Origin of the sequence: Citrobacter sp. C5_2 (genome assembly GCF_014596845.2) — a bacterium.
In the GTDB taxonomy this organism is placed as follows: domain Bacteria; phylum Pseudomonadota; class Gammaproteobacteria; order Enterobacterales; family Enterobacteriaceae; genus Citrobacter; species Citrobacter werkmanii.
On the sequence record NZ_CP115032.1, the window covers coordinates 865,781 to 888,082 of the forward strand.

General features: G+C 53.2%; 23 protein-coding genes and 1 pseudogene. 10 read left to right on the forward strand and 14 right to left on the reverse strand.

Going from position 1 to position 22,302, the window contains the following annotated elements; translation table 11 throughout:
* Nucleotides 1–155 precede the first annotated feature (155 nt).
* From trmB to ansB, 4 genes are all read left to right on the forward strand, one after another.
* A complete protein-coding gene (trmB, locus tag ICA20_RS04275; RefSeq protein ID WP_038633629.1) occupies nucleotides 156–875 on the forward strand; it encodes a tRNA (guanosine(46)-N7)-methyltransferase TrmB in 720 nt (239 codons plus the stop codon).
* Nucleotides 875–1,201 (forward strand): YggL family protein, encoded by a 327-nt coding sequence (locus ICA20_RS04280; RefSeq protein ID WP_038633626.1) that lies wholly within the window; start codon nucleotides 875–877, stop codon nucleotides 1,199–1,201. The genes trmB and ICA20_RS04280 overlap by 1 nt, the downstream gene beginning before the upstream one ends.
* Nucleotides 1,202–1,250: 49 nt before the next feature.
* Entirely contained in the window at nucleotides 1,251–1,970 is a 720-nt protein-coding gene (locus tag ICA20_RS04285) for a DUF2884 domain-containing protein (RefSeq protein ID WP_038633622.1), read from the forward strand.
* Nucleotides 1,971–2,158: 188 nt separating this feature from the next.
* On the forward strand, nucleotides 2,159–3,205 hold the full coding sequence (gene ansB, locus ICA20_RS04290) for an L-asparaginase 2 (RefSeq protein ID WP_038633619.1): 1,047 nt from the start codon (nucleotides 2,159–2,161) through the stop codon (nucleotides 3,203–3,205).
* Nucleotides 3,206–3,321: 116 nt separating this feature from the next.
* On the opposite strand, the gene hemW is transcribed toward ansB, so the two are convergent.
* The 5 genes from hemW to ICA20_RS04315 are packed head-to-tail and all read right to left on the reverse strand — an operon-like array spanning nucleotide 3,322 to nucleotide 6,628.
* Nucleotides 3,322–4,458, reverse strand: a complete 1,137-nt coding sequence (gene hemW / locus ICA20_RS04295; protein ID WP_038633617.1) for a radical SAM family heme chaperone HemW — start codon at nucleotides 4,456–4,458, stop codon at nucleotides 3,322–3,324.
* Complete coding sequence (locus ICA20_RS04300; RefSeq protein WP_038633614.1) at nucleotides 4,451–5,044, reverse strand: XTP/dITP diphosphatase; 594 nt, start codon at nucleotides 5,042–5,044, stop codon at nucleotides 4,451–4,453. The genes hemW and ICA20_RS04300 overlap by 8 nt, the downstream gene beginning before the upstream one ends.
* Before the next feature lie 7 nt (nucleotides 5,045–5,051).
* Nucleotides 5,052–5,342, reverse strand: a complete 291-nt coding sequence (yggU, locus tag ICA20_RS04305) for a DUF167 family protein YggU (RefSeq protein ID WP_003027101.1) — start codon at nucleotides 5,340–5,342, stop codon at nucleotides 5,052–5,054.
* Entirely contained in the window at nucleotides 5,339–5,905 is a 567-nt protein-coding gene (locus ICA20_RS04310; RefSeq protein ID WP_038633609.1) for a YggT family protein, read from the reverse strand. The genes yggU and ICA20_RS04310 overlap by 4 nt, the downstream gene beginning before the upstream one ends.
* Before the next feature lie 18 nt (nucleotides 5,906–5,923).
* Complete coding sequence (locus ICA20_RS04315) at nucleotides 5,924–6,628, reverse strand: YggS family pyridoxal phosphate-dependent enzyme (protein WP_038633606.1); 705 nt, start codon at nucleotides 6,626–6,628, stop codon at nucleotides 5,924–5,926.
* Between the two features lie 17 nt (nucleotides 6,629–6,645).
* On the opposite strand from ICA20_RS04315, the gene ICA20_RS04320 reads away from it, so the two are divergent.
* The gene (locus ICA20_RS04320) at nucleotides 6,646–7,626 is read left to right on the forward strand and encodes a type IV pilus twitching motility protein PilT (RefSeq protein WP_038633604.1); all 981 of its coding nucleotides are present in this window, start codon (nucleotides 6,646–6,648) and stop codon (nucleotides 7,624–7,626) included.
* Here ICA20_RS04320 and ruvX read toward each other — a convergent pair.
* The 8 genes from ruvX to metK all read right to left on the reverse strand — a co-directional run bounded on the left by ruvX (nucleotide 7,623) and on the right by metK (nucleotide 14,809).
* Nucleotides 7,623–8,039, reverse strand: coding sequence for a Holliday junction resolvase RuvX (ruvX, locus tag ICA20_RS04325; RefSeq protein WP_038633601.1), 417 nt, complete (start codon nucleotides 8,037–8,039; stop codon nucleotides 7,623–7,625). The genes ICA20_RS04320 and ruvX overlap by 4 nt on opposite strands.
* Complete coding sequence (locus ICA20_RS04330; RefSeq protein WP_032940453.1) at nucleotides 8,039–8,602, reverse strand: YqgE/AlgH family protein; 564 nt, start codon at nucleotides 8,600–8,602, stop codon at nucleotides 8,039–8,041. Before ICA20_RS04330 ends, ruvX begins: the two co-directional genes overlap by 1 nt.
* 111 nt (nucleotides 8,603–8,713) lie before the next feature.
* The gene (gene gshB / locus ICA20_RS04335; protein ID WP_038633598.1) at nucleotides 8,714–9,661 is read right to left on the reverse strand and encodes a glutathione synthase; all 948 of its coding nucleotides are present in this window, start codon (nucleotides 9,659–9,661) and stop codon (nucleotides 8,714–8,716) included.
* Between the two features lie 12 nt (nucleotides 9,662–9,673).
* Nucleotides 9,674–10,405 (reverse strand): 16S rRNA (uracil(1498)-N(3))-methyltransferase, encoded by a 732-nt coding sequence (rsmE, locus tag ICA20_RS04340; RefSeq protein WP_038633593.1) that lies wholly within the window; start codon nucleotides 10,403–10,405, stop codon nucleotides 9,674–9,676.
* Nucleotides 10,406–10,479: 74 nt separating this feature from the next.
* Nucleotides 10,480–11,187, reverse strand: coding sequence for a deoxyribonuclease I (gene endA / locus ICA20_RS04345; RefSeq protein WP_038633590.1), 708 nt, complete (start codon nucleotides 11,185–11,187; stop codon nucleotides 10,480–10,482).
* A 94-nt stretch (nucleotides 11,188–11,281) separates the two neighbouring features.
* Nucleotides 11,282–11,779 carry a SprT family zinc-dependent metalloprotease gene (locus ICA20_RS04350; protein WP_038633587.1) on the reverse strand — a complete coding sequence of 166 codons (498 nt, stop codon included), beginning with the start codon at nucleotides 11,777–11,779 and terminating at the stop codon, nucleotides 11,282–11,284.
* A gap of 78 nt (nucleotides 11,780–11,857) precedes the next feature.
* Nucleotides 11,858–13,252 (reverse strand): galactose/proton symporter, encoded by a 1,395-nt coding sequence (gene galP / locus ICA20_RS04355; RefSeq protein WP_038633584.1) that lies wholly within the window; start codon nucleotides 13,250–13,252, stop codon nucleotides 11,858–11,860.
* 402 nt (nucleotides 13,253–13,654) lie between these two features.
* Nucleotides 13,655–14,809 (reverse strand): methionine adenosyltransferase, encoded by a 1,155-nt coding sequence (gene metK, locus ICA20_RS04360; protein WP_006686850.1) that lies wholly within the window; start codon nucleotides 14,807–14,809, stop codon nucleotides 13,655–13,657.
* 417 nt (nucleotides 14,810–15,226) lie between these two features.
* On the opposite strand from metK, the pseudogene ICA20_RS04365 reads away from it, so the two are divergent.
* The 4 genes and pseudogenes from ICA20_RS04365 to speB all read left to right on the forward strand — a co-directional run.
* A pseudogene (locus ICA20_RS04365) lies at nucleotides 15,227–15,328 on the forward strand (hypothetical protein); the annotation flags it as partial.
* A 258-nt stretch (nucleotides 15,329–15,586) separates the two neighbouring features.
* Nucleotides 15,587–15,718 carry an acid stress response protein YqgB gene (yqgB, locus tag ICA20_RS04370; protein WP_064507034.1) on the forward strand — a complete coding sequence of 44 codons (132 nt, stop codon included), beginning with the start codon at nucleotides 15,587–15,589 and terminating at the stop codon, nucleotides 15,716–15,718.
* An 8-nt stretch (nucleotides 15,719–15,726) separates the two neighbouring features.
* Nucleotides 15,727–17,703: a biosynthetic arginine decarboxylase gene (speA, locus tag ICA20_RS04375; protein ID WP_071888037.1), complete on the forward strand. Its 1,977-nt coding sequence runs from the start codon at nucleotides 15,727–15,729 to the stop codon at nucleotides 17,701–17,703.
* Between the two features lie 164 nt (nucleotides 17,704–17,867).
* A complete protein-coding gene (gene speB, locus ICA20_RS04380; protein WP_038633575.1) occupies nucleotides 17,868–18,788 on the forward strand; it encodes an agmatinase in 921 nt (306 codons plus the stop codon).
* Nucleotides 18,789–18,973: 185 nt separating this feature from the next.
* Here speB and ICA20_RS04385 read toward each other — a convergent pair whose 3' ends face one another.
* Complete coding sequence (locus ICA20_RS04385; RefSeq protein WP_038633572.1) at nucleotides 18,974–19,732, reverse strand: M48 family metallopeptidase; 759 nt, start codon at nucleotides 19,730–19,732, stop codon at nucleotides 18,974–18,976.
* Nucleotides 19,733–20,011: 279 nt separating this feature from the next.
* Here ICA20_RS04385 and tkt point away from each other — a divergent pair, with 279 nt between their 5' ends.
* The gene (tkt, locus tag ICA20_RS04390) at nucleotides 20,012–22,003 is read left to right on the forward strand and encodes a transketolase (protein ID WP_038633569.1); all 1,992 of its coding nucleotides are present in this window, start codon (nucleotides 20,012–20,014) and stop codon (nucleotides 22,001–22,003) included.
* Nucleotides 22,004–22,302 lie beyond the last annotated feature (299 nt).

Below are 22,302 nucleotides of genomic sequence, written 5' to 3' on the forward strand. Positions count from 1 at the left end.
CCGTTTCATTATTGCCGGGGGCAAGATTGCAGCACAGCGGCAACGGGGTGTAAACCGGAACTTTCCGCTGCTCACTTTCTTCCTTTACTTGCATCCGGCAACTAACTTTGGATAATGCCCGTTTTCAGAACTCAAACACAGCAGACTAAACTTTTATGAAGAACGACGTCATTTCACCGGAATTTGATGAAAACGGCCGCCCTCTGCGCCGGATTCGTAGTTTTGTTCGTCGCCAGGGGCGACTGACGAAAGGGCAGGAACACGCGCTGGAAAACTACTGGCCGGTGATGGGCGTTGAGTTCAGCGAAGAGCCTGTAGATTTCGCTGCGCTGTTTGGTCGCGATGCGCCAGTCACGCTTGAAATTGGTTTTGGGATGGGGGCTTCGCTGGTGGCGATGGCGAAAGCGCGTCCGGAACAGAATTTCCTCGGCATCGAGGTTCACTCGCCGGGCGTTGGCGCGTGTCTGGCTTCAGCCCATGAAGAGGGCGTCGAGAACTTGCGTGTCATGTGCCATGATGCCGTTGAAGTCCTGCATAAAATGATTCCTGACAATTCTTTATCTATGGTTCAGCTGTTTTTCCCTGACCCGTGGCATAAAGCACGTCATAATAAACGCCGTATCGTTCAGGTACCGTTTGCTGAGCATATCTTAAGTAAGCTGAAGCTGGGCGGCGTGTTCCATATGGCAACCGACTGGGAAGCGTATGCGGAGCACATGCTGGAAGTGATGTCCTCTATCGACGGGTATAAAAACCAGTCAGAGAGTAACGATTATGTACCGCGCCCACAATCGCGCCCGGTAACCAAATTTGAACAACGTGGTCATCGTCTTGGCCACGGCGTATGGGACTTAATGTTCGAGAGGGTGAAATAATGGCAAAGAACCGTAGCCGTCGTTTGCGTAAAAAAATGCACATCGACGAATTCCAGGAAATAGGATTTTCGGTTGCATGGCGTTTCCCGGAAGGTACATCTGGAGAGCAGGTCGATAAAATCGTTGATGACTTTATCGATGAGGTTATCGAACCGAACAAACTGGCCTTTGACGGCAGCGGCTATCTGGCCTGGGAAGGTCTGATCTGTCTGCAGGAAATCGGCAAATGCACCGAAGAACATCAGGCAATCGTCCGTAAGTGGCTGGAAGAGCATAAACTTGAAGAAGTGCGCACCAGCGAACTTTTCGATATTTGGTGGGACTAAGTAGCACAGGGTCGGCAAATGCCGGCCCGATTTGTATTGAGGGAAAGATATGATGCGCAAAACGCTGCTGGCGGCAGTCCTAACGTTCACGGCGATGGCCGCACATGCCGATTATCAGTGCAGCGTCACCCCACGTGACGATGTGATTTTGAACCCACAAACGGTGCAGGTGAAAGGCGAAAACGGCGATCTGGTTATTACCCAGGCCGGCGATGTCACCTTTAACGGTAAGCAGTACAACCTGAACGCCGCACAGCGTGAGCAGGCTAAAGATTATCAGGCCGCGTTGCGTAGCAGCCTGCCGTGGATTGACGAAGGTGCCAGAGCGCGCGTGGAGAAAGGTCGCGTGGCGTTGGACAAAATCATCGCCAAAGAGGTCGGTGAAAGCAGCAACATGCGTGGCCGCTTAACCAAGCTGGATGCGCAATTGAAAGCGCAGATGAACCGCATCATCGAACATCGTACTGATGGGCTGACCTTCCACTATAAGGCGATTGACCAGGTCCGCGCCGACGGGCAGCAATTAGTGAATCAGGCGATGGGCGGCATTTTGCAGGACAGCATCAACGAGATGGGCGCCAAAGCTGTGCTCAAAGGCGGCGGTAACCCGTTGCAGGGCGTGCTCGGGAGCCTCGGTGGTTTGCAAACGTCAATTCAGAACGAATGGAAGAATCAGGAACAAGACTTCCAGCAGTTTGGCAAAGATGTTTGCGCCCGCGTCGTGACGCTGGAAAACGATCGTAAAACGCTGGTTAGCACGTTGAAATAATTTTCACCTCTTTTTAACGGCACAGAAACATTCTGTGCCGTTTTATTTTGTATCTTTCTGTTTTTTTGATATCCATCTCTAAGAATGGCAATTTGATGGAGATATAAATCTGGTTAATTGGATGCCGTCACATTATTCATCTGTAAGATAGACATAATGCTGCAAATTCAAGTAACTGGAGAAATAACATGGAGTTTTTCAAGAAAACGGCACTTGCCGCACTGGTTATGGGTTTCAGCGGCGCGGCGCTTGCACTGCCAAACATCACTATTTTAGCAACCGGCGGGACCATTGCCGGCGGTGGTGATTCCGCGACAAAATCTAACTACACGGCAGGCAAGGTAGGCGTAGAGAATCTGGTTGAAGCCGTACCTCAGTTGAAAGACATCGCGGTTGTTAAAGGCGAGCAGGTGGTGAACATCGGCTCTCAGGATATGAATGACGACGTCTGGTTAACGCTGGCGAAAAAGATTAACACCGAGTGTGATAAAACCGACGGTTTTGTCGTGACACATGGTACGGATACCATGGAAGAAACCGCCTATTTCCTCGACCTGACCGTCAAGTGCAACAAGCCGGTAGTGCTGGTGGGTGCAATGCGTCCGTCTACAGGGATGAGCGCCGATGGTCCGTTCAACCTGTATAACGCAGTGGTGACGGCTGCAGACAAAGCCTCTGCCAACCGTGGTGTGCTGGTGGTGATGAACGACACCGTGATGGATGGTCGCGACGTGACCAAAACCAACACTACCGATGTAGCCACCTTCAAATCCGTTAACTATGGCCCGCTGGGCTACATTCATAACGGCAAGATTGACTACCAGCGTACGCCTGCGCGTAAGCACACCACGTCTACTCCGTTCGATGTGTCTAAGCTGACCGAACTGCCGAAAGTGGGGATTGTTTACAACTACGCTAACGCCTCGGATCTGCCGGCCAAAGCGCTGGTCGACGCGGGTTATGCAGGTATCGTCAGTGCGGGTGTAGGTAACGGCAACTTGTATAAAACGGTATTCGATACGCTGGCCACTGCCGCGCATAAAGGTACCGTCGTGGTGCGTTCCTCCCGTGTACCAACCGGCTCCACCACGCAGGATGCTGAAGTTGATGATGCGAAATACGGCTTTGTGGCTTCAGGTTCTCTGAACCCGCAAAAAGCGCGTGTTCTGCTGCAGCTTGCGCTGACGCAAACCAAGGATCCTAAGCAGATCCAGGAAATGTTTAATCAGTATTAATCGATGCAGGTGGCTGCGCTTATCGCCCTAACCCTGTAGGCCTGATAAGCGCAGCGCCATCAGGCAATTTGCCGGATGGCGGCTCAAGGCCTTATCCGGCCTACATCGTTACCGTATTACTCCGCCAGAAACAGCTCCAGCAGCGAATTCAAAAACAGCTTACCGTGTTGGGTAATCTGCCAGTATTCATCGCATTCACTCAGGTAACCCTGGGCGATAGCTGCATCAATCTGTCGACGAATAACGTCTTCGGCAAGCCCGGTGTATTGCGTGAATTCTGCACGCGGCGCGGCCTCCAGTAACCGGAAACGGTTCATAAAGAACTCGAACGGCTTGTCGACTTCGGCGACATCACGCTGGCTTTCCAGGTAACGTCCTTGCATGTATCCGCGTGGATGCCGCGTTTTGGTGGTGCGCAGGATGCGTCCGTCCGGGAAAGTTATTTTGCCGTGCGCGCCGCAGCCAATGCCAAGATAGTCGCCAAAACGCCAGTAATTGAGATTGTGCTGACACTGATAGCCCGGTTTCGCATAGGCTGAGGTTTCGTACTGTTGATACCCCGCTGCAGTCAGCAACTGGTGGCCTTGCTCAAAAATATCCCACAGCGCGTCATCGTCCGGTAATACCGGCGGACGTGAACCAAATAGCGTGTTGGGTTCGATAGTCAGCTGATACCAGGAGAGATGCGGCGGGTTGAGCGCGATGGCCTGTTGCAAATCGCCCAACGCCTCTTCCAGAGTCTGATCCGGCAGGCCGTGCATCAGATCGAGATTAAAGCTACGTAGCCCCAGACCGCTCGCCAGATTCGCGGCACGTTTGGCTTCTTCCGGTCCGTGAATACGCCCCAGGCGCTCAAGTTTGGCGACGCTAAAGCTCTGTACGCCAATGGAGATTCGGTTTACCCCAGCGCGTTGATAATCAACAAAGCGATCGGCTTCCACCGTCCCGGGATTCGCCTCCATCGTGATTTCTGCATCCGCGGCCAGCTTCAGGCGTGCGCGCACGCCGTCGAGCAGTGTTTGCATTGCCGGGCCAGAAAGCAGGCTCGGCGTACCGCCACCGATAAAAATTGTCTTTACTTCACGTCCCTGGGCGTGAGCCACCTCAGTATCCAGATCGCTCAACAGATGCTGCACATAGTCGTCATGAGGAACGTCGCCCTTCAGCGCATGCGAGTTAAAGTCGCAGTACGGACATTTCTGTACGCACCACGGGATGTGAATATAAAGACTTAGCGGCGGAAGTTTAACCATTACGCAGGGCATCCAGCAGCAGCTTCAACGCCTGTCCGCGGTGAGAAATTGCACTTTTCTCTTCACGGGTCAGTTCAGCCGCCGTTTTCCCTTCAGTCGGCACAAAGAAGATCGGGTCGTAGCCAAAGCCACCGTTTCCGGCAGGTTCACGGGTAATAATACCCGGCCAGCTTCCGTGGCACACTACCGGCGTTGGATCGTCTGCGTGGCGCATATAGACCAGCACGCAGTGGAACTGTGCCTGGCGCTTGTCATCAGGAACATCCTGCAGGGTGTGAAGCAGTTTTTCCAGGTTCTGCCTGTCGGTCGCATCTTCGCCGGAATAACGGGCCGAATAGATGCCCGGCGCGCCGCCAAGGGCGTTCACCGCCAGACCAGAGTCATCAGCAATGGCCGGCAGTCCGGTAATTTGCGCGGCATGACGCGCCTTCAGAATGGCATTCTCAATAAACGTCAGCCCGGTCTCTTCTGCAGAATCAACACCCAGATCCGTTTGGGCAACGACATCAAGTCCGAAATCACTCAGAAGAGAGGCGAGTTCACGCACTTTACCGGCATTGCCGGTCGCGAGGACAACTTTTTGCATGGGATACCTAATCAGTTAGCGCCGCAATTTCAGGCGGGATCTGTTGCGGATGAATGATTTTAACCTGTTTGTGACGGCCAAGCTCGCCCTTCTCAATAACGACCTGGCTTTTTGCCACACGGAACTGTTTGCCGAGAAATTTCACCAGATGGCTGTTCGCTTGCCCATCCACCGGCGGGGCGGTAATGGCGACTTTTACTTCGTCGCCATGCAAACCCACAATACTGTCACGGCTGGCTTTAGGCTGAATGTAGAGCCGTAAAACCAGACCGTCGTCGCAGGGTGTAACGGCACTCATAGCGCCATCCACAGCCCCGGCAGCAGCATATTACCTGTCGCCTGTAACACTTCCGCGATACCCATGTTAATCACATAGAGCAGCAGAACCAGAATCATCGGTGAGAAATCGATGCCGCCCATGCCCGGGAGGATACGACGGATAGGGCGCAGCAGTGGGTCCGCCAGTTGGATCAACACATATTCAACAGGGCTGCGGCCCTGACTGACCCAGCTCATAATCGCCATCACCAGCAGTACCCAGAAAATCAGCAGTCCGATGGTCTTGAGGACAATCAGTACGGCGGCGATCCAGATAATCGGCTGGAACGTGACCACCTTAAACAGCACGATGGCTTTGATAAAGCTGAGAACGAGCGCCACTAATGCCGAGGCGCTGTCAATCGGCCCCATCGGGGGAATCACACGGCGTAACGGCCCAATAACAGGCTGAGTGATTTTCACTATAAACTGCGAGAACGGGTTGTAAAAATCGCAGCGAGACCATTGCATCCACACGCGTAGCAGCAGCGCCATGGTATACAGCTCAATTACCGTTGAGAGCAGGAAGGTCAACGTATTCATGGTGTTCCTTAGTTTTCCTTATTTTTTAGTGTAATCACGAGCACCAAAAATGGCGGTGCCAATGCGCACCATCGTGCTACCCGCCGCAATTGCGGCATCCATATCATCAGACATCCCCAGTGAGAGGGTGTCGATGCCTGGGTAGCGTGTTTTCAACCCGGTAAATGCTACAGCCATTTGCTGTGCAACTTCAAACTGCCTTACATAATCTGACTCAGGCGCCGGAATTGCCATCAGACCACGCAGGTTAATACGCGGCAATGCGGCGACTTCAGCGGCCAGTGCATCAAGCTCTGCCAGCGGAATACCCGACTTACTGTTTTCATCGCTGATATTAATCTGTATCAGCACATTCAGCGGCGGTAGTTCCGCCGGGCGCTGCTCGCTCAGACGGGTAGCGATGCGCAGACGATCAATCGTATGACACCAGTCAAAATGTTCAGCGACCAGACGGCTTTTGTTGGACTGCAGTGGGCCGATAAAGTGCCACTGCAGATCGTTGACGCCTTGTTCCCGGAAGTAGCGAATTTTATCCACCCCTTCCTGAACATAATTTTCACCGAAGGCTCGCTGACCTGCGGCAATGGCATCTTCGATGGCGCTCGCAGGTTTGGTTTTACTGACTGCAAGCAACGTAACTTCTTCTGAAGACCGCCCGCAACGCGTCGCGGCGGCTGAGATTTTGTCCCGGACATGTGCCAGGTTATGCGCGATATCGTTCATTTTCCGAGGATGTTCATATGAATATGGAAGAAATAGTGGCCCTTAGTGTAAAGCATAATGTGTCGGATCTACACCTGTGCAATGCATGGCCTGCGCGTTGGCGCATACGCGGAAATGTCGAAATCGCGCCGTTTACCACGCCTGACGTAGAGACGTTGCTGATGTGCTGGCTCAGCGAGCAACAACAGGTACAGTGGCAGAAACAGGGACAGATAGATTTTGCCATTACGCTGACGAACTCACGGCGTCTGCGTGCGAGCGCATTTGTGCATCAGCAGGGGATCTCTCTGGCGCTAAGGCTATTGCCGCTTGATTGCCCATGTTTGGATGATCTCCAGACTCCCGCCGCCTTACCTGAGCTGCTGCAAAGTGAAAATGGATTAATTCTGGTGACCGGCGCTACCGGCAGCGGTAAATCAACGACCCTGGCGGCGATGGTGTCATATCTTAATCAGCACGTCGCGGGACATATTTTGACGCTGGAAGATCCCATTGAATATCGTTACACCAGCCAGCGTTGTCTCATTCAACAACGGGAGGTAGGCGTACACTGCGCTTCTTTCGCCGCCGGTTTGCGCGGCGCGCTGCGCGAAGATCCTGATGTCATTCTGCTGGGCGAGCTGCGCGACGTGGAAACCATTCGTCTGGCGTTAACGGCTGCGGAAACCGGGCATCTGGTGCTGGCAACGTTACACACGCGAGGGGCGGCTCAGGCTATTGCGCGGCTGGTAGATACCTTTCCTGCACCGGAGAAAGATCCGGTGCGTAATCAGCTGGCAGACAGCCTGCGGGCAGTGCTTTCGCAAAAGCTGGAACAAGATAAGCAGGGAGGACGCGTGGCGCTATTCGAACTGCTCATCAACACGCCCGCCGTTGGTAACCTGATCCGTGAAGGGAAAACGCATCAGCTACCCGGCATAATGCAAACCGGGCAACAGACAGGCATGCAGACCTTTACGCAAAGCCTGCAGCAGCGCCAGGCGCAGGGACGGCTTTAATAGCCCTGCTCGAAATAGCTTTCGAGAATAATAACGGCAGAAGCGGAGTCCACTTTACCTTTATTCAGTGCCCGGTATCCGCCTTGCTCAAACAGGCCGGAGCGGGCTTCGACGGTACTCAAACGCTCATCATGCAACGTCACGGTAACGCCAAAACGACCGTGAATACGGTTAGCGAACTTGCGTGCGCGTGCGGTAAGGGGTTGTTCGGTGCCATCCATATTGAGCGGTAAGCCGACAATGATTTCGTCCGGCTGCCACTCTTTCAGCAGACGTTCAATCAAATTCCAGTCCGGCGTACCGTCCTGTGCTTTGATCGCGGGCAAGGGTCTCGCGGTACCAGTAATACGCTGACCAATCGCAACGCCAATGCTTTTGGTACCAAAGTCGAAAGAGAGTAATGTTCCGCTCATCAGGCATGTCCCGCCACGCCTGGCATGGTAAGGATATCTATCCCGATAAGTTTCGCCGCATCGCGCCAGCGGTCGGCGATCGGCGTTTTAAACAAGATGTTGAGATCGGCGGGGGCCGTAAGCCAAGCGTTATCCAGTAGTTCTTGTTCGAGCTGGCCTTTTTCCCATGATGAATAGCCTAGCGCAACCAGCACCTCAGAGGGTTGCTCCTGCGTACCTAAGGTTTCTAATACATCGCGGGAGGTGGTGATGATGGTGTTATCTGAAATGCGGATACTGGATGCAAAGCGTGACGGCGGGGTATGCAGAATAAACCCACGGTCTTCCGCCAGCGGTCCGCCGAGCATCACCGGTTTATCCAGACGAATAGCCGGATCGCGTGCTTCAGGTGTAATTTTCAGCTTTTCCAGAATCCCTTCAATTTGTAAGTTTTCCAGAGGTTTATTGATGATAATCCCCATTGCTCCGTTCTCATTGTGTTCACAGATATACACCACGGAACGGCGGAAAATCGGATCCTGGAGAGCAGGCATGGCAATAAGAAAGTGATGCTGTAAATTCATTGTCAGAGGTTCTGTTTCCTGGTTCAAAAAAGCAACAGCGCCCAGTATGCGTACAAATACGAGCGCTGTCACTATGAGTATTGGTAGGATCCCTTCTACCGGCGAGTACTTTTATTTTTGCAAACGTGCCTCAATGGCATCCATCAGCATACCGGTAATTGAAACCGGGAATTCTGCTTCAATCTCACGAATACAGGTTGGGCTGGTGACGTTAATTTCCGTCAGGCGATCGCCAATGATATCCAGACCGACAAAAATTAATCCCTTCGCTTTCAGCGTGGGCCCAATGCGGCGGGCAATTTCCCAGTCGCTGTCGGTTAATGGACGCGGCTCGCCACGACCACCGGCGGCCAGGTTGCCACGGGTTTCACCACCCTGCGGAATACGCGCCAGGCAGTACGGAACGGGTTCGCCATCCACAACCAGTACGCGTTTGTCGCCGTCTTTAATCGCTGGCAAATAGTTCTGCGCCATGCAGTAGCGAGTACCATGTTCGGTCAGCGTTTCGGCAATGACGCCGAGGTTTGGGTCACCTTCCTTCACACGGAAAATAGATGCGCCGCCCATGCCGTCCAGCGGCTTGAGAATGATGTCGCTGTGCTTTTGCCAGAAAGCTTTTAGCTGCGCTTTGTTACGGGTGACCAGCGTTTCTGGCGTCAGGTCGGCAAACCATGCGGTAAAAAGTTTTTCGTTACAATCGCGCAGGCTCTGCGGTTTGTTGACGATTAACGTCCCTTTTTCTTCTGCACGTTCCAGAATATAGGTCGCGTAAATGAACTCAGTATCAAATGGCGGATCCTTACGCATCAGAATCACATCCAGATCGGCCAGCGGGAGATCCTGCTCGCCCTTGAACTCATACCATTTGTCGTAGTTCTGCTCTACGCTCAGGGTCCGCGTACGGGCGCGGGCTTCACCGTTGATCAGATAAAGATCGGCCATCTCCATATAGTGAATTTCGTAACCACGACGTTGTGCTTCCAGCAGCATAGCGAAGCTGGAATCCTTCTTGATGTTGATGCTTGCGATGGGATCCATCACGATGCCGAGCTTGATCATTGTTCTTCTCCGTTAGCCCAGATCGCCAAAACGCACCTGTAGCGCGGTAATGGCGGTGAGCGCAGTTGTCTCAGTACGCAGAACGCGAGGTCCTAACAGAATATCAGTAAACTGATAACGTGCGGTCATGGCAATTTCATCTGCCGACAGCCCACCCTCCGGGCCAATCAGCAAGCGGATGCGCTCTACCGGCAGCGGCAGCGTATTGATGCTGGCGCTGGCGCGAGGATGCAGGTTCAGTTTTAACCCTTCGTCCTGCTCAGCGCACCATGCTTCCAGATCCATTGCCGGGCGAATTTCAGGCACCCGGTTACGACCGCACTGTTCGCAGGCGGCAATGGCGATTTTCTGCCACTGCTGGAGCTTTTTGTTCAGGCGTTCACTGTCCAGTTTAACGCCGCAGCGCTCAGAAAAAAGTGGCGTAATGAGGCTTACGCCCAGTTCGATCGATTTCTGGATAGTAAATTCCATTTTTTCGCCGCGCGACATCACCTGGCCCAGATGGATGTGCAACGGCGATTCACGATCGTCGAGTTCGGCGTTAAGCACCTTCACGTCAACGCTTTTCTTGCTGGCGTGAGTGATTTCGGCGTCAAAGATTTGATTGCTGCCGTCAAACAGCTGTAACGCCTGGCCTGGTCCCATACGCAGCACACGACCGATATGGTTGGCGGCATCTTCACACAGTGAAATTTGGCTGCCGGAAGCGAGTGGTTCAGGGTGATAAATGCGAGGAATGCGCATAGTTAAACATCCGCGTCATGGCCCTGGGCTGCGAAAGGCCAGGGCATGGTTAAAAATATTGCCGCTAGTGTAGGTTAGCTCTTTTGCGCCTGGCAAGCGCGTTGCACATAGGGGTTATGGTTCCCCTGTACCTTCGCAATGCGTTCGTCGCGCTCACACTCCCAGTCGGTAACCGGATATTGCTTGTTCCAGGCATTAAAAAGCTGGGTTTGTTGGCGGGAGAGCGTCAGGTTGTATTGGTCGCGCATATAAAAATAGGTGCGTGCGATAGCGCCGCGGGCGCGGGCTGGCGGCTCGGCAACTTTCTCTTTGAAATCAACCTTCATGGCGCACTGCCCATACTGGCCTTCGCCACCGTTCCACTGGCTGTACATAAAGTTTGCGCGATCGCCATTTACTTCACCCACTGCAGGCTGCAGGTTATGCATATCGCTTTCCATCTGGCGATAGACTGGATCTTTGGCGCAGTTTTTACGTCCTCCGTCCTGCCAGCACTGGCGCTGATGGCCAAACTGCCAGGCAGGGACAACATGTTCCCATTCGATACGACTGGCGCGGTTTTCGTTTTTTCGCACTTTATAGCCGCAGGATTCAAGGTCAACGAGCCCTTTTTTACCTTGCCAGTTAATTTTACAACCGCAGTAGAAATCGCCCGGCGCATCGGCGTTAACTTTGACGCCTGCTGCTTTCGCCTGAGAAAAACTGTTGATACCTTCGGCTAACACCGGGCCAGAAAACGCAGCGGCTAACATGGCCGCGGCGAAAGAGAGATTACGGTACATCACGAACTCCGTGTCAAAACGAGCCCGCAACGTAGCGAAAGTTGTTCTTGTATGCAATCAGCTAGATCAGAAAGGTTCCTGATAATTCTGAATATTATTCTGCAACCAGTGGTTCGCCGCAATGGACGCAGCGGTAGGTAGCTTCACCGCGAACAACACGGTTATGGCGGCGAACGGTCAAGTGATGTTCCTGGCACTTACAGCGGTAAGCAAAGGTTTTACGTTGCACGGATTGCAGCTCAAACTGATGCGTGCGTCGGGCCGGGACGCCCAGCACACTCTCCATCATCCATTTCCACTCTTTTCCGTGCGGCGGGACGCGGCCAAAGTGCTTCCACACCAGCAAATGCGCCAGTTCATGGGGGACCACTTCGTTAACGAACGCATCGACGTTTTCCATCAGCAGCACCGGGTTGAGGCGGATTTCGTAAGTTTGTAGCCACGCCGTACCTGCGGCGGTTCCGCGCTGTTGGTAAACCAGCTTTGGCTCCGGGTAATGACGTTCCAGCTTGAGATTGGCCTGGGCGAGTTTTTCCCGCAGGCTGCGCATAACGGCTTGCTGGATGGCGATGGGAAGTCGGGAGGTTTTCATAACGCCAGAGGATAGTGCGACAGGGAAGGGACTGCAAGAGGAAGGCTTCCTCCCGCCTGGGGAGGAAGCCTTGAGTGATTAGTCGTGTGCGCCAATTTCGCGCAGTTTACGACCTTTCATCAGGTTACGTTCAATGTGTTCCAGAGAGACGTTTTTCGTTTCCGGGATTAGCCACAGGGTCAGGAAGATGAACAGGACGTTCAGGCCGCCGTAGACCCAGAAGGTGTTAGCGCTGCCCAGCGAGTTCAGCATCGTCAGGAAGGTTGCGCCGACGATCATGTTAGCAATCCAGTTGGTTGCGGTAGAGCAGGTGATGCCGAAATCGCGGCCTTTCAGCGGCTGAATTTCAGAACACAGTACCCAAATCAGCGGACCGGCGCTCATTGCGAAGCCAACGATAAACATCAGCAGCATCAGCACGGCAAAGTACTGGGCGGCAGCGGAGTGGATACCCACATGCATCATGGTGCCCAGCACGCCCATACCCACCGCCATAACGATAAAGCCAAGAATCAGCGTAGGTTTACGGCCCCAGCGGTCAACCAGGCCAATGGCGATAAAGGTTGCCAGCACGTTGGTCAGGCCAACGATAACCGTTCCCCACATCTGCTCGGTGGTGTTGGTATAACCCGCCAGTTCAAAGATTTTTGGCGCGTAATACATGATGACGTTCATCCCGGTGAACTGCTGCATCACCTGTAACAGCACGCCAAGGAACACTGCACGACGGAAGTTACTGTTTTCTTTAAACAGCGCCCAGCCGCTTTGTTTAACCTGCAGACTCTCACGAATTTCATCCAGTTCGCGTTTGGCCTCAGCGCTGGTATCACGCAGACGCAGCAGAACGCGCTCGGCATCGACAAAACGACGTTTAGCTGCAAACCAACGCGGGCTGTCCGGCAGGAAGATAACGCCAATCAGCAGTAACAGAGCAGGGATAATGATTACGCCCAGCATCCAGCGCCATGCGCCGCTATAACTGAACGCGGTATCGGAGAGGTAAGCGCTGAGGATCCCGATGGTGATCATCAACTGATACATCGAGATCATGCTGCCGCGGATTTTTTCCGGTGCGATTTCGGACAGGTACAGCGGCGCGGTATAAGACGCAACGCCAACGGCCAGGCCCAGCAGCACGCGGGAAACGAGTAGTACTTCAACGTTTGGTGCCGCGGCGGAGAACAATGAACCGGCAACAAACAGGATCGCGCCAATCATCAGGCTCTTTTTACGCCCCAGTTTGAAGGAGAGCCAGCCGCTGCCGACAGCGCCTACAGCCGCACCAAACATCATTGAGCTCACCACCCATTCCTGAGTGTGCGGGGTAATTTGAAACTCGTCGGTGATGAACGGTAAAGCACCGGCAATAACACCGATATCCAGGCCAAAAAGTAATCCAGCCAGGGCTGCAAGAAAGCAGACAAAAAATGTCATGGCTTTGTTGGAACGCCCCGTTTTTTTATTGTCAGGCATGATGCCCTCCGGTTGGGTAGCTAGTTTTGTTGATGTTAAGGGTAGGTGAGTACGGGGTAAAAAAATGCGAATCACATCACATTAGTGTAATCGCTTACATTGGCATTCATGGCGATTATTAATTATGACTATGAAAGATAAGGTTTTTATAATAATACGATACAGTTATTTGCCTGGAATTAAGACAATACTGAAAAGTAATGTAACAATGATGCACAAGAGATGGCCAGGTTATGTTAATTAGAAGAGGGAGGAAACACAGCTTAATGTAATCGCTTTCATTTTCGTTCAAAAAGAGGATTAATAGCGCTGTTCTGGAAAGGGAAGGCAGAGAGAAGATGGGCATAAAAAAGACCAGCCGAGGCTGGTCTTAAGAAGCATAAGCGTTCAGTCGTGACTGAATTATTTCAGTCCGGCAGCGTCACGCAGCAGTTGCGCTTTGTCGGTTTTTTCCCAAGGGAAATGCTCACGACCAAAGTGACCATAGGCTGCGGTTTCTTTGTAGATTGGGTGCAGCAGATCCAGCATCTGAATCAGACCATACGGGCGCAGGTCGAAGAACTCACGCACCAGCAGGGTCAACTGTTCTGAAGGCACTTTTTCGGTACCGAACGTTTCTACCATGATAGAAGTTGGTTCAGCCACGCCGATTGCGTAGGAAACCTGAATCTCACAACGGTCAGCCAGGCCAGCGGCAACGATGTTTTTCGCGACGTAGCGGGCCGCATAGGCTGCGGAACGGTCAACTTTAGACGGATCCTTACCAGAGAATGCGCCGCCACCGTGACGAGCCATACCGCCGTAGGTATCAACGATAATCTTACGACCGGTCAGACCGCAGTCGCCCATTGGGCCGCCGATAACGAAACGACCGGTTGGGTTGATGAAGAATTTGGTCGAAGCATTCAGCCATTCAGTCGGCAGTACCGGCTTGATGATTTCTTCCATAACGGCTTCTTGCAGCGATTTCTGATCGATATCTTCAGAGTGCTGAGTCGACAGAACGACCGCATCAATACCGACGATTTTGCCGTCGTCATACTGGAAGGTAACCTGGCTTTTTGCATCCGGGCGCAGCCAGGATAAGGTGCCGTTTTTACGCACTTCAGCCTGACGCTGCACCAGACGGTGAGCATAGGTAATCGGGGCTGGCATCAGCACGTCGGTTTCGTTGGTGGCGTAGCCAAACATCAGGCCCTGGTCGCCCGCGCCCTGTTCCAGCGGATCGGCACGGTCAACGCCCTGGTTGATGTCCGGAGACTGTTTACCAATTGCGCTCAGTACCGCACAAGAGTTGGCGTCAAAACCCATGTCGGAATGCACATAGCCAATTTCGCGCACCGTGTTACGGGTGATCTCTTCGATATCGACCCATGCGCTGGTGGTGATCTCACCGCCAACTAAAACCATACCGGTTTTGACGTAGGTTTCGCAGGCAACGCGTGCTTTCGGATCCTGTTCCAGGATTGCATCCAGCACGGCATCAGAGATTTGGTCAGCGATTTTGTCAGGATGCCCTTCTGATACGGACTCGGACGTAAAAAGGTGTTTTGCCATATTTAATTTCACCTAAGGAGAATTTGGTTAGCTCAAACTGTCGAGTGGGATAGCCATGTGTAGAAGATTCTACCATGAGTCTGCAGATGACGGACACTGGCAGTCTGAGTGTTAATCGGTATAGATGGATTAACATCTGGACGGCTATTTTAGGACAGTTCTTCGCCTGATTTCCAGCTTTTTTTGATTGAGGTCGCATTGTACTGAAAATGTAACTGGAAATTTTTCCTGACGGTGCTGGCAATGTGTGCATTTATCTTTTGCTTTTTCGTACTGTTGTCGGTATAAAACGCGGCGCGCGGCTCATACAAAAAGCACACGACATTTTCATCGTGTTGCCACTTCCAGCCGGGTTAAAACTTTAGCTTTGGCTTGTGGGTTCTCCGTGAGGAGCAACCGTGGAGGTGATACGAGATAATGAACCGTTGTATTCTGCTGAATCTGTCGCACCGTTCTGGTGTACATATGTCCCCCGCAATCTGCATCTCTGTTTTGCATACCTGTCGATGTTATATACACAAAATCATTTATGCTGCGTCGAGGCGGCAAATGAATGAGTCCCCTGAACGTACGAGTAGTACGTGACTGGGGCGAATGCGCGTAGCCAACAAAGAGGCTGCATGAAGGATGAAGTGTATACCCATCTCGGCGTATCTCAGGACTCAAGAGCCGGTAACGGTCACTAAGAACTGAACAAGGGCGCTCTTGGTAAACAAGAGTTTTCTCGTGGTTTCGCCGAACTGTCAGCAGTACGTTCGGTTACGTGTTTACAATGATATGAAAAAGAAACCGGTCGCACAGTCGGAGCGTCAGCACTATCTGCTGGAAATTCTGCCTGTATTTGGGTTGTTATCGCGTCTTTGGATTGCGATAGTAGTCAACTGTTTTACACTTGTTAATAAAATTTGAGGTTCGCTATGTCTGACGACATTTATTTGGGTTCGCCTTCGTCAGCAGGCGAACACGGTGTACTACGCTCCATGCAGGAGGTTGCAATGAGTTCCGAGGAAGCCAGCAAGATGCTGCGTACTTACAATATTGCCTGGTGGGGTAATAACTATTATGACGTCAATGAACTGGGTCACATCAGCGTATGCCCGGATCCGGACGTACCAGAAGCGCGTGTTGACCTTGCTGAGTTGGTGAAAGCCCGTGAAGCGCAGGGCCAGCGTCTGCCTGCTTTGTTCTGCTTCCCGCAGATCCTGCAACACCGACTGCGTTCGATTAACGCCGCGTTCAAACGTGCCCGTGAATCCTACGGCTACAACGGTGACTATTTCCTCGTTTATCCGATCAAGGTCAACCAACACCGTCGCGTGATTGAATCACTGATCCACTCTGGCGAACCGTTGGGACTGGAAGCGGGTTCCAAGGCTGAACTGATGGCCGTTCTGGCTCATGCCGGAATGACCCGTAGCGTGATCGTCTGTAACGGCTATAAAGACCGTGAATACATCCGTCTGGCGCTGATTGGCGAGAAGATGGGCCATAAGGTCTATCTGGTTATCGAGAAGATGTCTGAAATCGCCATCGTGCTGGATGAAGCTGAACGCCTGAATGTCGTACCGCGTCTGGGCGTGCGTGCGCGTCTGGCGTCGCAGGGTTCCGGCAAGTGGCAGTCTTCCGGTGGTGAAAAATCCAAATTCGGCCTGGCGGCAAACCAGGTACTGCAACTGGTAGAAATTCTGCGTGAGCGCGGCCGTCTGGACAGCATTCAACTGCTGCACTTCCACCTCGGCTCGCAGATGGCGAACATTCGCGATATCGCCACCGGCGTGCGTGAGTCGGCCCGTTTCTACGTCGAGCTGCACAAGCTGGGCGTGAATATTCAGTGCTTCGACGTGGGCGGCGGCCTGGGCGTGGACTATGAAGGTACCCGCTCGCAGTCCGACTGCTCCGTAAACTACGGCCTGAACGAATACGCCAACAACATTATCTGGGCGATTGGCGATGCCTGTGAAGAGCATGGTCTACCGCACCCGACAGTGATCACTGAATCGGGTCGTGCCGTTACCGCGCACCATACCGTGCTGGTCTCCAACATCATTGGCGTTGAGCGTAGCGAAATTACCGAAGCGACGCCGCCGGCAGACAACGCGCCGCGCTCCCTGCAAAGCATGTGGGAAACCTGGCAGGAGATGCACGAGCCGGGCACGCGTCGTTCGCTGCGTGAATGGCTGCACGACAGCCAGATGGACCTGCACGATATTCACGTTGGCTACTCTTCTGGCACCTTTAGCCTGCAGGAACGTGCGTGGGCAGAGCAGCTCTATCTGAACATGTGCCATAATGTGCAAAAACAACTCGATCCGAGCAACCGCGCGCACCGCCCGATTATCGATGAGCTGCAGGAGCGGATGGCGGATAAGATTTACGTCAACTTCTCACTGTTCCAGTCAATGCCGGATGCGTGGGGGATCGACCAACTGTTCCCGGTGCTGCCGCTGGAAGGGCTGAACCAGGCGCCTGAGCGCCGCGCGGTGCTGCTGGATATTACCTGTGACTCTGATGGTGCTATCGACCATTACGTTGACGGGGATGGGATTGCCACCACCATGCCGATGCCGGAATACGACCCGGAGAACCCGCCGATGCTGGGCTTCTTTATGGTCGGCGCGTATCAGGAGATCCTTGGTAACATGCACAACCTGTTCGGCGATACCGAAGCCGTTGACGTGTTTGTCTTCCCTGACGGCAGCGTGGAAGTTGAGCTGTCTGATGAAGGCGATACCGTGGCGGACATGCTGCAGTATGTGCAGTTGGACCCGAAAACGCTGCTGACGCAGTTCCGTGATCAGGTGAAAAACACCGATCTGGACGCCGAGTTGCAACAACAGTTCCTCGAAGAATTTGAAGCAGGACTGTACGGATACACCTATCTGGAAGATGAATAACGGTAAATTCCCGGTGGCGCTGCGTTTGCGGCGCTCACTTGAATCCGTACAAATTAACGGCGATAATTCGCCTATACAAGTAGTCACGTAAATCAATCCCTTCCTCGTCGGGCTTAACGACGCGGAGGGGATTTTTTTTCACCGATTTTACAAGAGGTCAGCACATGAGCACCTTAGGTCATCAATACGACAACTCCCTGGTTTCTAACGCCTTTGGTTTTTTGCGTCTGCCGATGAATTTCATGCCTTACGATAGCGATGCCGACTGGGTGATCACCGGCGTACCGTTTGATATGGCAACGTCTGGCCGCGCGGGCGGTCGCCATGGCCCGGCAGCAATCCGTCAGGTTTCTACCAACCTGGCGTGGGAGCACAACCGCTTCCCATGGAACTTCGATATGCGCGAGCGCCTGAACGTGGTGGACTGCGGCGATCTGGTGTATGCGTTTGGCGATGCCCGTGAAATGAGTGAGAAACTGCAGGCGCACGCAGAGAAACTGCTTTCTGCAGGTAAGCGCATGCTTTCCTTCGGTGGCGACCACTTCGTCACGCTGCCGCTGCTGCGCGCGCACGCAAAGCACTTTGGTAAGATGGCGCTGGTGCATTTTGATGCCCACACCGACACCTACGCTAACGGCTGCGAATTCGACCACGGCACCATGTTCTATACTGCGCCAAATGAAGGGTTGATCGATCCGAATCACTCTGTACAGATCGGTATCCGCACTGAGTTCGACAAAGATAATGGCTTTACCGTACTGGATGCCTGCCAGGTGAACGATCGCGGCGTAGACGACGTCATTGCCCAAGTGAAACAGATCGTTGGCGATATGCCAGTGTATCTGACCTTTGATATCGACTGTCTGGATCCTGCGTTTGCGCCGGGTACCGGTACGCCGGTAATCGGCGGTCTGACGTCCGATCGTGCGATCAAGCTGGTACGGGGTCTGAAGGATCTGAATATCGTGGGGATGGACGTGGTGGAAGTGGCACCGGCTTACGATCAGTCTGAGATCACCGCGCTGGCGGCGGCGACGTTAGCGTTAGAAATGCTGTATATCCAGGCGGCGAAGAAAGGCGAATAATAGTCGGACTATTTTACTCGTCATTTTGGGGCCGGGCAGTGCTCGCCATCCTCACGTACTACGTGTACGCTCCGGTGGCTGTGCGCTGGCCGGGCCCAAACTGACTTCGCCAAGTACGTCCGATAATGGGATGAAATCTGTAGGCCGGATAAGGCTTCACGCCGCCATCCGGCACTGCTTGAAGATTACTTAATTCCGTCCGCGCTCATGCGATCGCGAATATGCTGCGCACGTTCGGCGGATGCCGGGTGATCGTCAAACATTGAGCTTTGACGTCCGGCTTCCAGTTTTGCCAGTTTCTCAAAGCTGGTGGCTAAGCCTGCCGGATTGATCCCGCGTTTGCGCAACAAATCATACGAGTAATCATCCGCTTCGGATTCCTGACGCTGGGAGAACTGTGAGTTCACCAGTTTTTCGCCAAGATCGCCCAATTGCGACTGCGACAGGCTGCCGACAATGCCGCCAGCGGAGGCCGCCGCTGCACGCACCGCGTTCGTGCCCAACGCAACCTGCATGCCTTTTTTCACGTGACCCAACGCGACGTGGCCCATTTCGTGGCCGATCACCGCTTCGACTTCGTTATCCGTCATCATATCCATCAGGCCGCTGTATACGCGGATACAGCCGTTCGCCATGGCAAAAGCATTTACATCTTTCGCCATATAGACTTTGTAGTTCACCGGCTGGCCATTAATGTTATCGCCAAGCGCGGAGGCGATTTTGCCAAGACGCGTTGCATACTCGCTGCCAGCCGGGGCGATGGTAGCTTTGCTGTCCATATCATTACAGGCCTGATCGCTCAGCGCTTTTACCTGAGCATCGCTCAGGCTGTAGGCCTGAAAAGCCTCTGCGCCTGAGGAAAGCAGTCCGTTTGAGTCCATGTTCTGGCAGCCGGTCAATGCCGCCGCCATGCTCGTAGCAAGCAGTAAAGCGCGAATTTTCATTTTTTCTCTTCCGCACAAAGTCAGGATTATTCTAAAAAATGCGTCGTTTGCAGGTTAACCGACGCTCAGCATAAGTATAAAGAAAAGAACAATAAGCGGGCGAGAAGATTGCGCAACATGCGTGCATGATCCAGAGATTTCTGAAGCGGTAAAAGGATGCTCCATGTACATGACACGCGGCTTGGGTTACATTGTTGGCACTTTTTTCCGGCGTAGCCCAAAACGCGCTGTCGTCAAGTCGTTTAGGGCGTGGCCTTCATTATCCGATCTGGAGTCAAAATGTCCTCACGTAAAGAGCTTGCCAATGCTATTCGTGCGCTGAGCATGGACGCAGTACAGAAAGCCAAATCCGGTCACCCGGGTGCCCCGATGGGTATGGCTGACATTGCCGAAGTCCTGTGGCGTGATTTCCTGAACCACAACCCGACTAACCCGTCCTGGGCTGACCGTGACCGCTTCGTGCTGTCTAACGGCCACGGCTCCATGCTGATTTATAGCCTGCTGCACCTCACCGGTTATGACCTGCCGATGTCTGAGCTGCAGAATTTCCGTCAGTTGCATTCCAAAACGCCGGGTCACCCGGAAGTGGGTTACACCGCTGGTGTTGAAACCACGACGGGTCCTCTGGGCCAGGGTATTGCGAACGCAGTCGGTATGGCTATCGCTGAAAAAACGCTGGCGGCGCAGTTTAACCGCCCAGGTCATGACATCGTTGATCACTTCACCTACGCTTTCATGGGCGACGGCTGCATGATGGAAGGTATCTCTCACGAGGTATGTTCTCTGGCTGGTACGCTGAAGCTGGGCAAACTGGTTGCGTTCTACGATGACAACGGCATCTCTATCGATGGTCACGTTGAAGGCTGGTTCACCGATGACACCGCTAAGCGTTTCGAAGCTTATGGCTGGCATGTGGTTCGTGGCGTTGATGGTCACGATGCTGATGCGATTAAACGCGCAGTCGAAGAAGCGCGCGCAGTGACCGACAAACCGTCTCTGCTGATGTGCAAAACCATTATCGGTTTCGGTTCTCCGAACAAAGCGGGTACCCATGACTCTCATGGTGCGCCGTTGGGCGATGCTGAAATCGCACTGACCCGCGAACAGCTGGGCTGGAAATACGCGCCGTTCGAAATCCCGTCTGAAATTTATGCCCAGTGGGATGCGAAAGAAGCAGGCCAGGCAAAAGAAGCTGCGTGGAATGAGAAGTTCGCTGCATATGCGAAAGCCTTCCCGCAGGAAGCGGCTGAATTCACCCGTCGTATGAAAGGTGACATGCCGGCTGATTTCGACGCGAAAGCGAACGAGTTCATTGCTAAGCTGCAGGCTAACCCGGCGAAAATCGCCAGCCGTAAAGCGTCTCAGAACGCGATTGAAGCATTCGGTCCTCTGCTGCCGGAATTCCTTGGCGGCTCTGCTGACCTGGCACCTTCTAACCTGACTCTGTGGTCTGGTTCTAAAGCGATCAACGAAGATACCGCCGGTAACTACATCCATTACGGTGTGCGTGAATTCGGTATGACCGCTATCGCTAACGGTATCTCCCTGCACGGTGGTTTCCTGCCGTATACCTCTACCTTCCTGATGTTTGTAGAATATGCCCGTAACGCGGTGCGTATGGCTGCGCTGATGAAACAGCGTCAGGTGATGGTCTACACCCACGACTCCATCGGTCTGGGCGAAGATGGCCCGACTCACCAGCCGGTAGAGCAGGTTGCGTCTCTGCGTGTGACGCCAAACATGAGCACATGGCGTCCGTGTGACCAGGTTGAATCCGCCGTGGCGTGGAAATACGGTGTTGAGCGTCAGGACGGCCCGACCGCGCTGATCCTCTCCCGTCAGAACCTGGCACAGCAGGAACGTACCGAAGAGCAACTGGCGAACATCGCTCGCGGCGGCTACGTGCTGAAAGATTGCGCTGGTCAGCCGGAACTGATCTTCATTGCGACCGGTTCTGAAGTTGAGCTGGCTGTGGCTGCGTGGGACAAACTGACAGCTGAAGGCGTGAAGGCGCGCGTGGTTTCCATGCCGTCCACCGACGCGTTCGACAAACAGGATGCCGCTTACCGTGAATCCGTACTGCCGAAAGCCGTTTCTGCACGCGTGGCAATCGAAGCGGGGATTGCTGACTACTGGTTCAAATACGTGGGCCTGAACGGCGCTATCGTCGGCATGACCACTTTTGGCGAGTCTGCTCCGGCTGAGCTGCTGTTTGAAGAGTTCGGTTTCACCGTAGACAACGTTGTCGCGAAAGCAAAAGAACTGCTGTAAGTACGGTTACAGATGAAAACGGGTCGCTTAGGCGGCCCGTTTTTTTAGCAAGATTATGTTTGTTTGTGTCAGTGCAATGCTTAATTGTGGATCGTTATCACAAATACAATATTTAGTGATGTTCGTAATATGCAATGAAAGTCACATTATTGATGTTGCTTTTTATTTTTGTTGATGTAACCGTTTGTTTTTAAAGAGTTCATAAAAAAGTAGTTTGCACTACGTGTCTTTTCTCTATCGATTGATTTCGCTTTGCCGCACGAGTATTTTATTTTTAACGCTAACTCGTACCCTAAAAA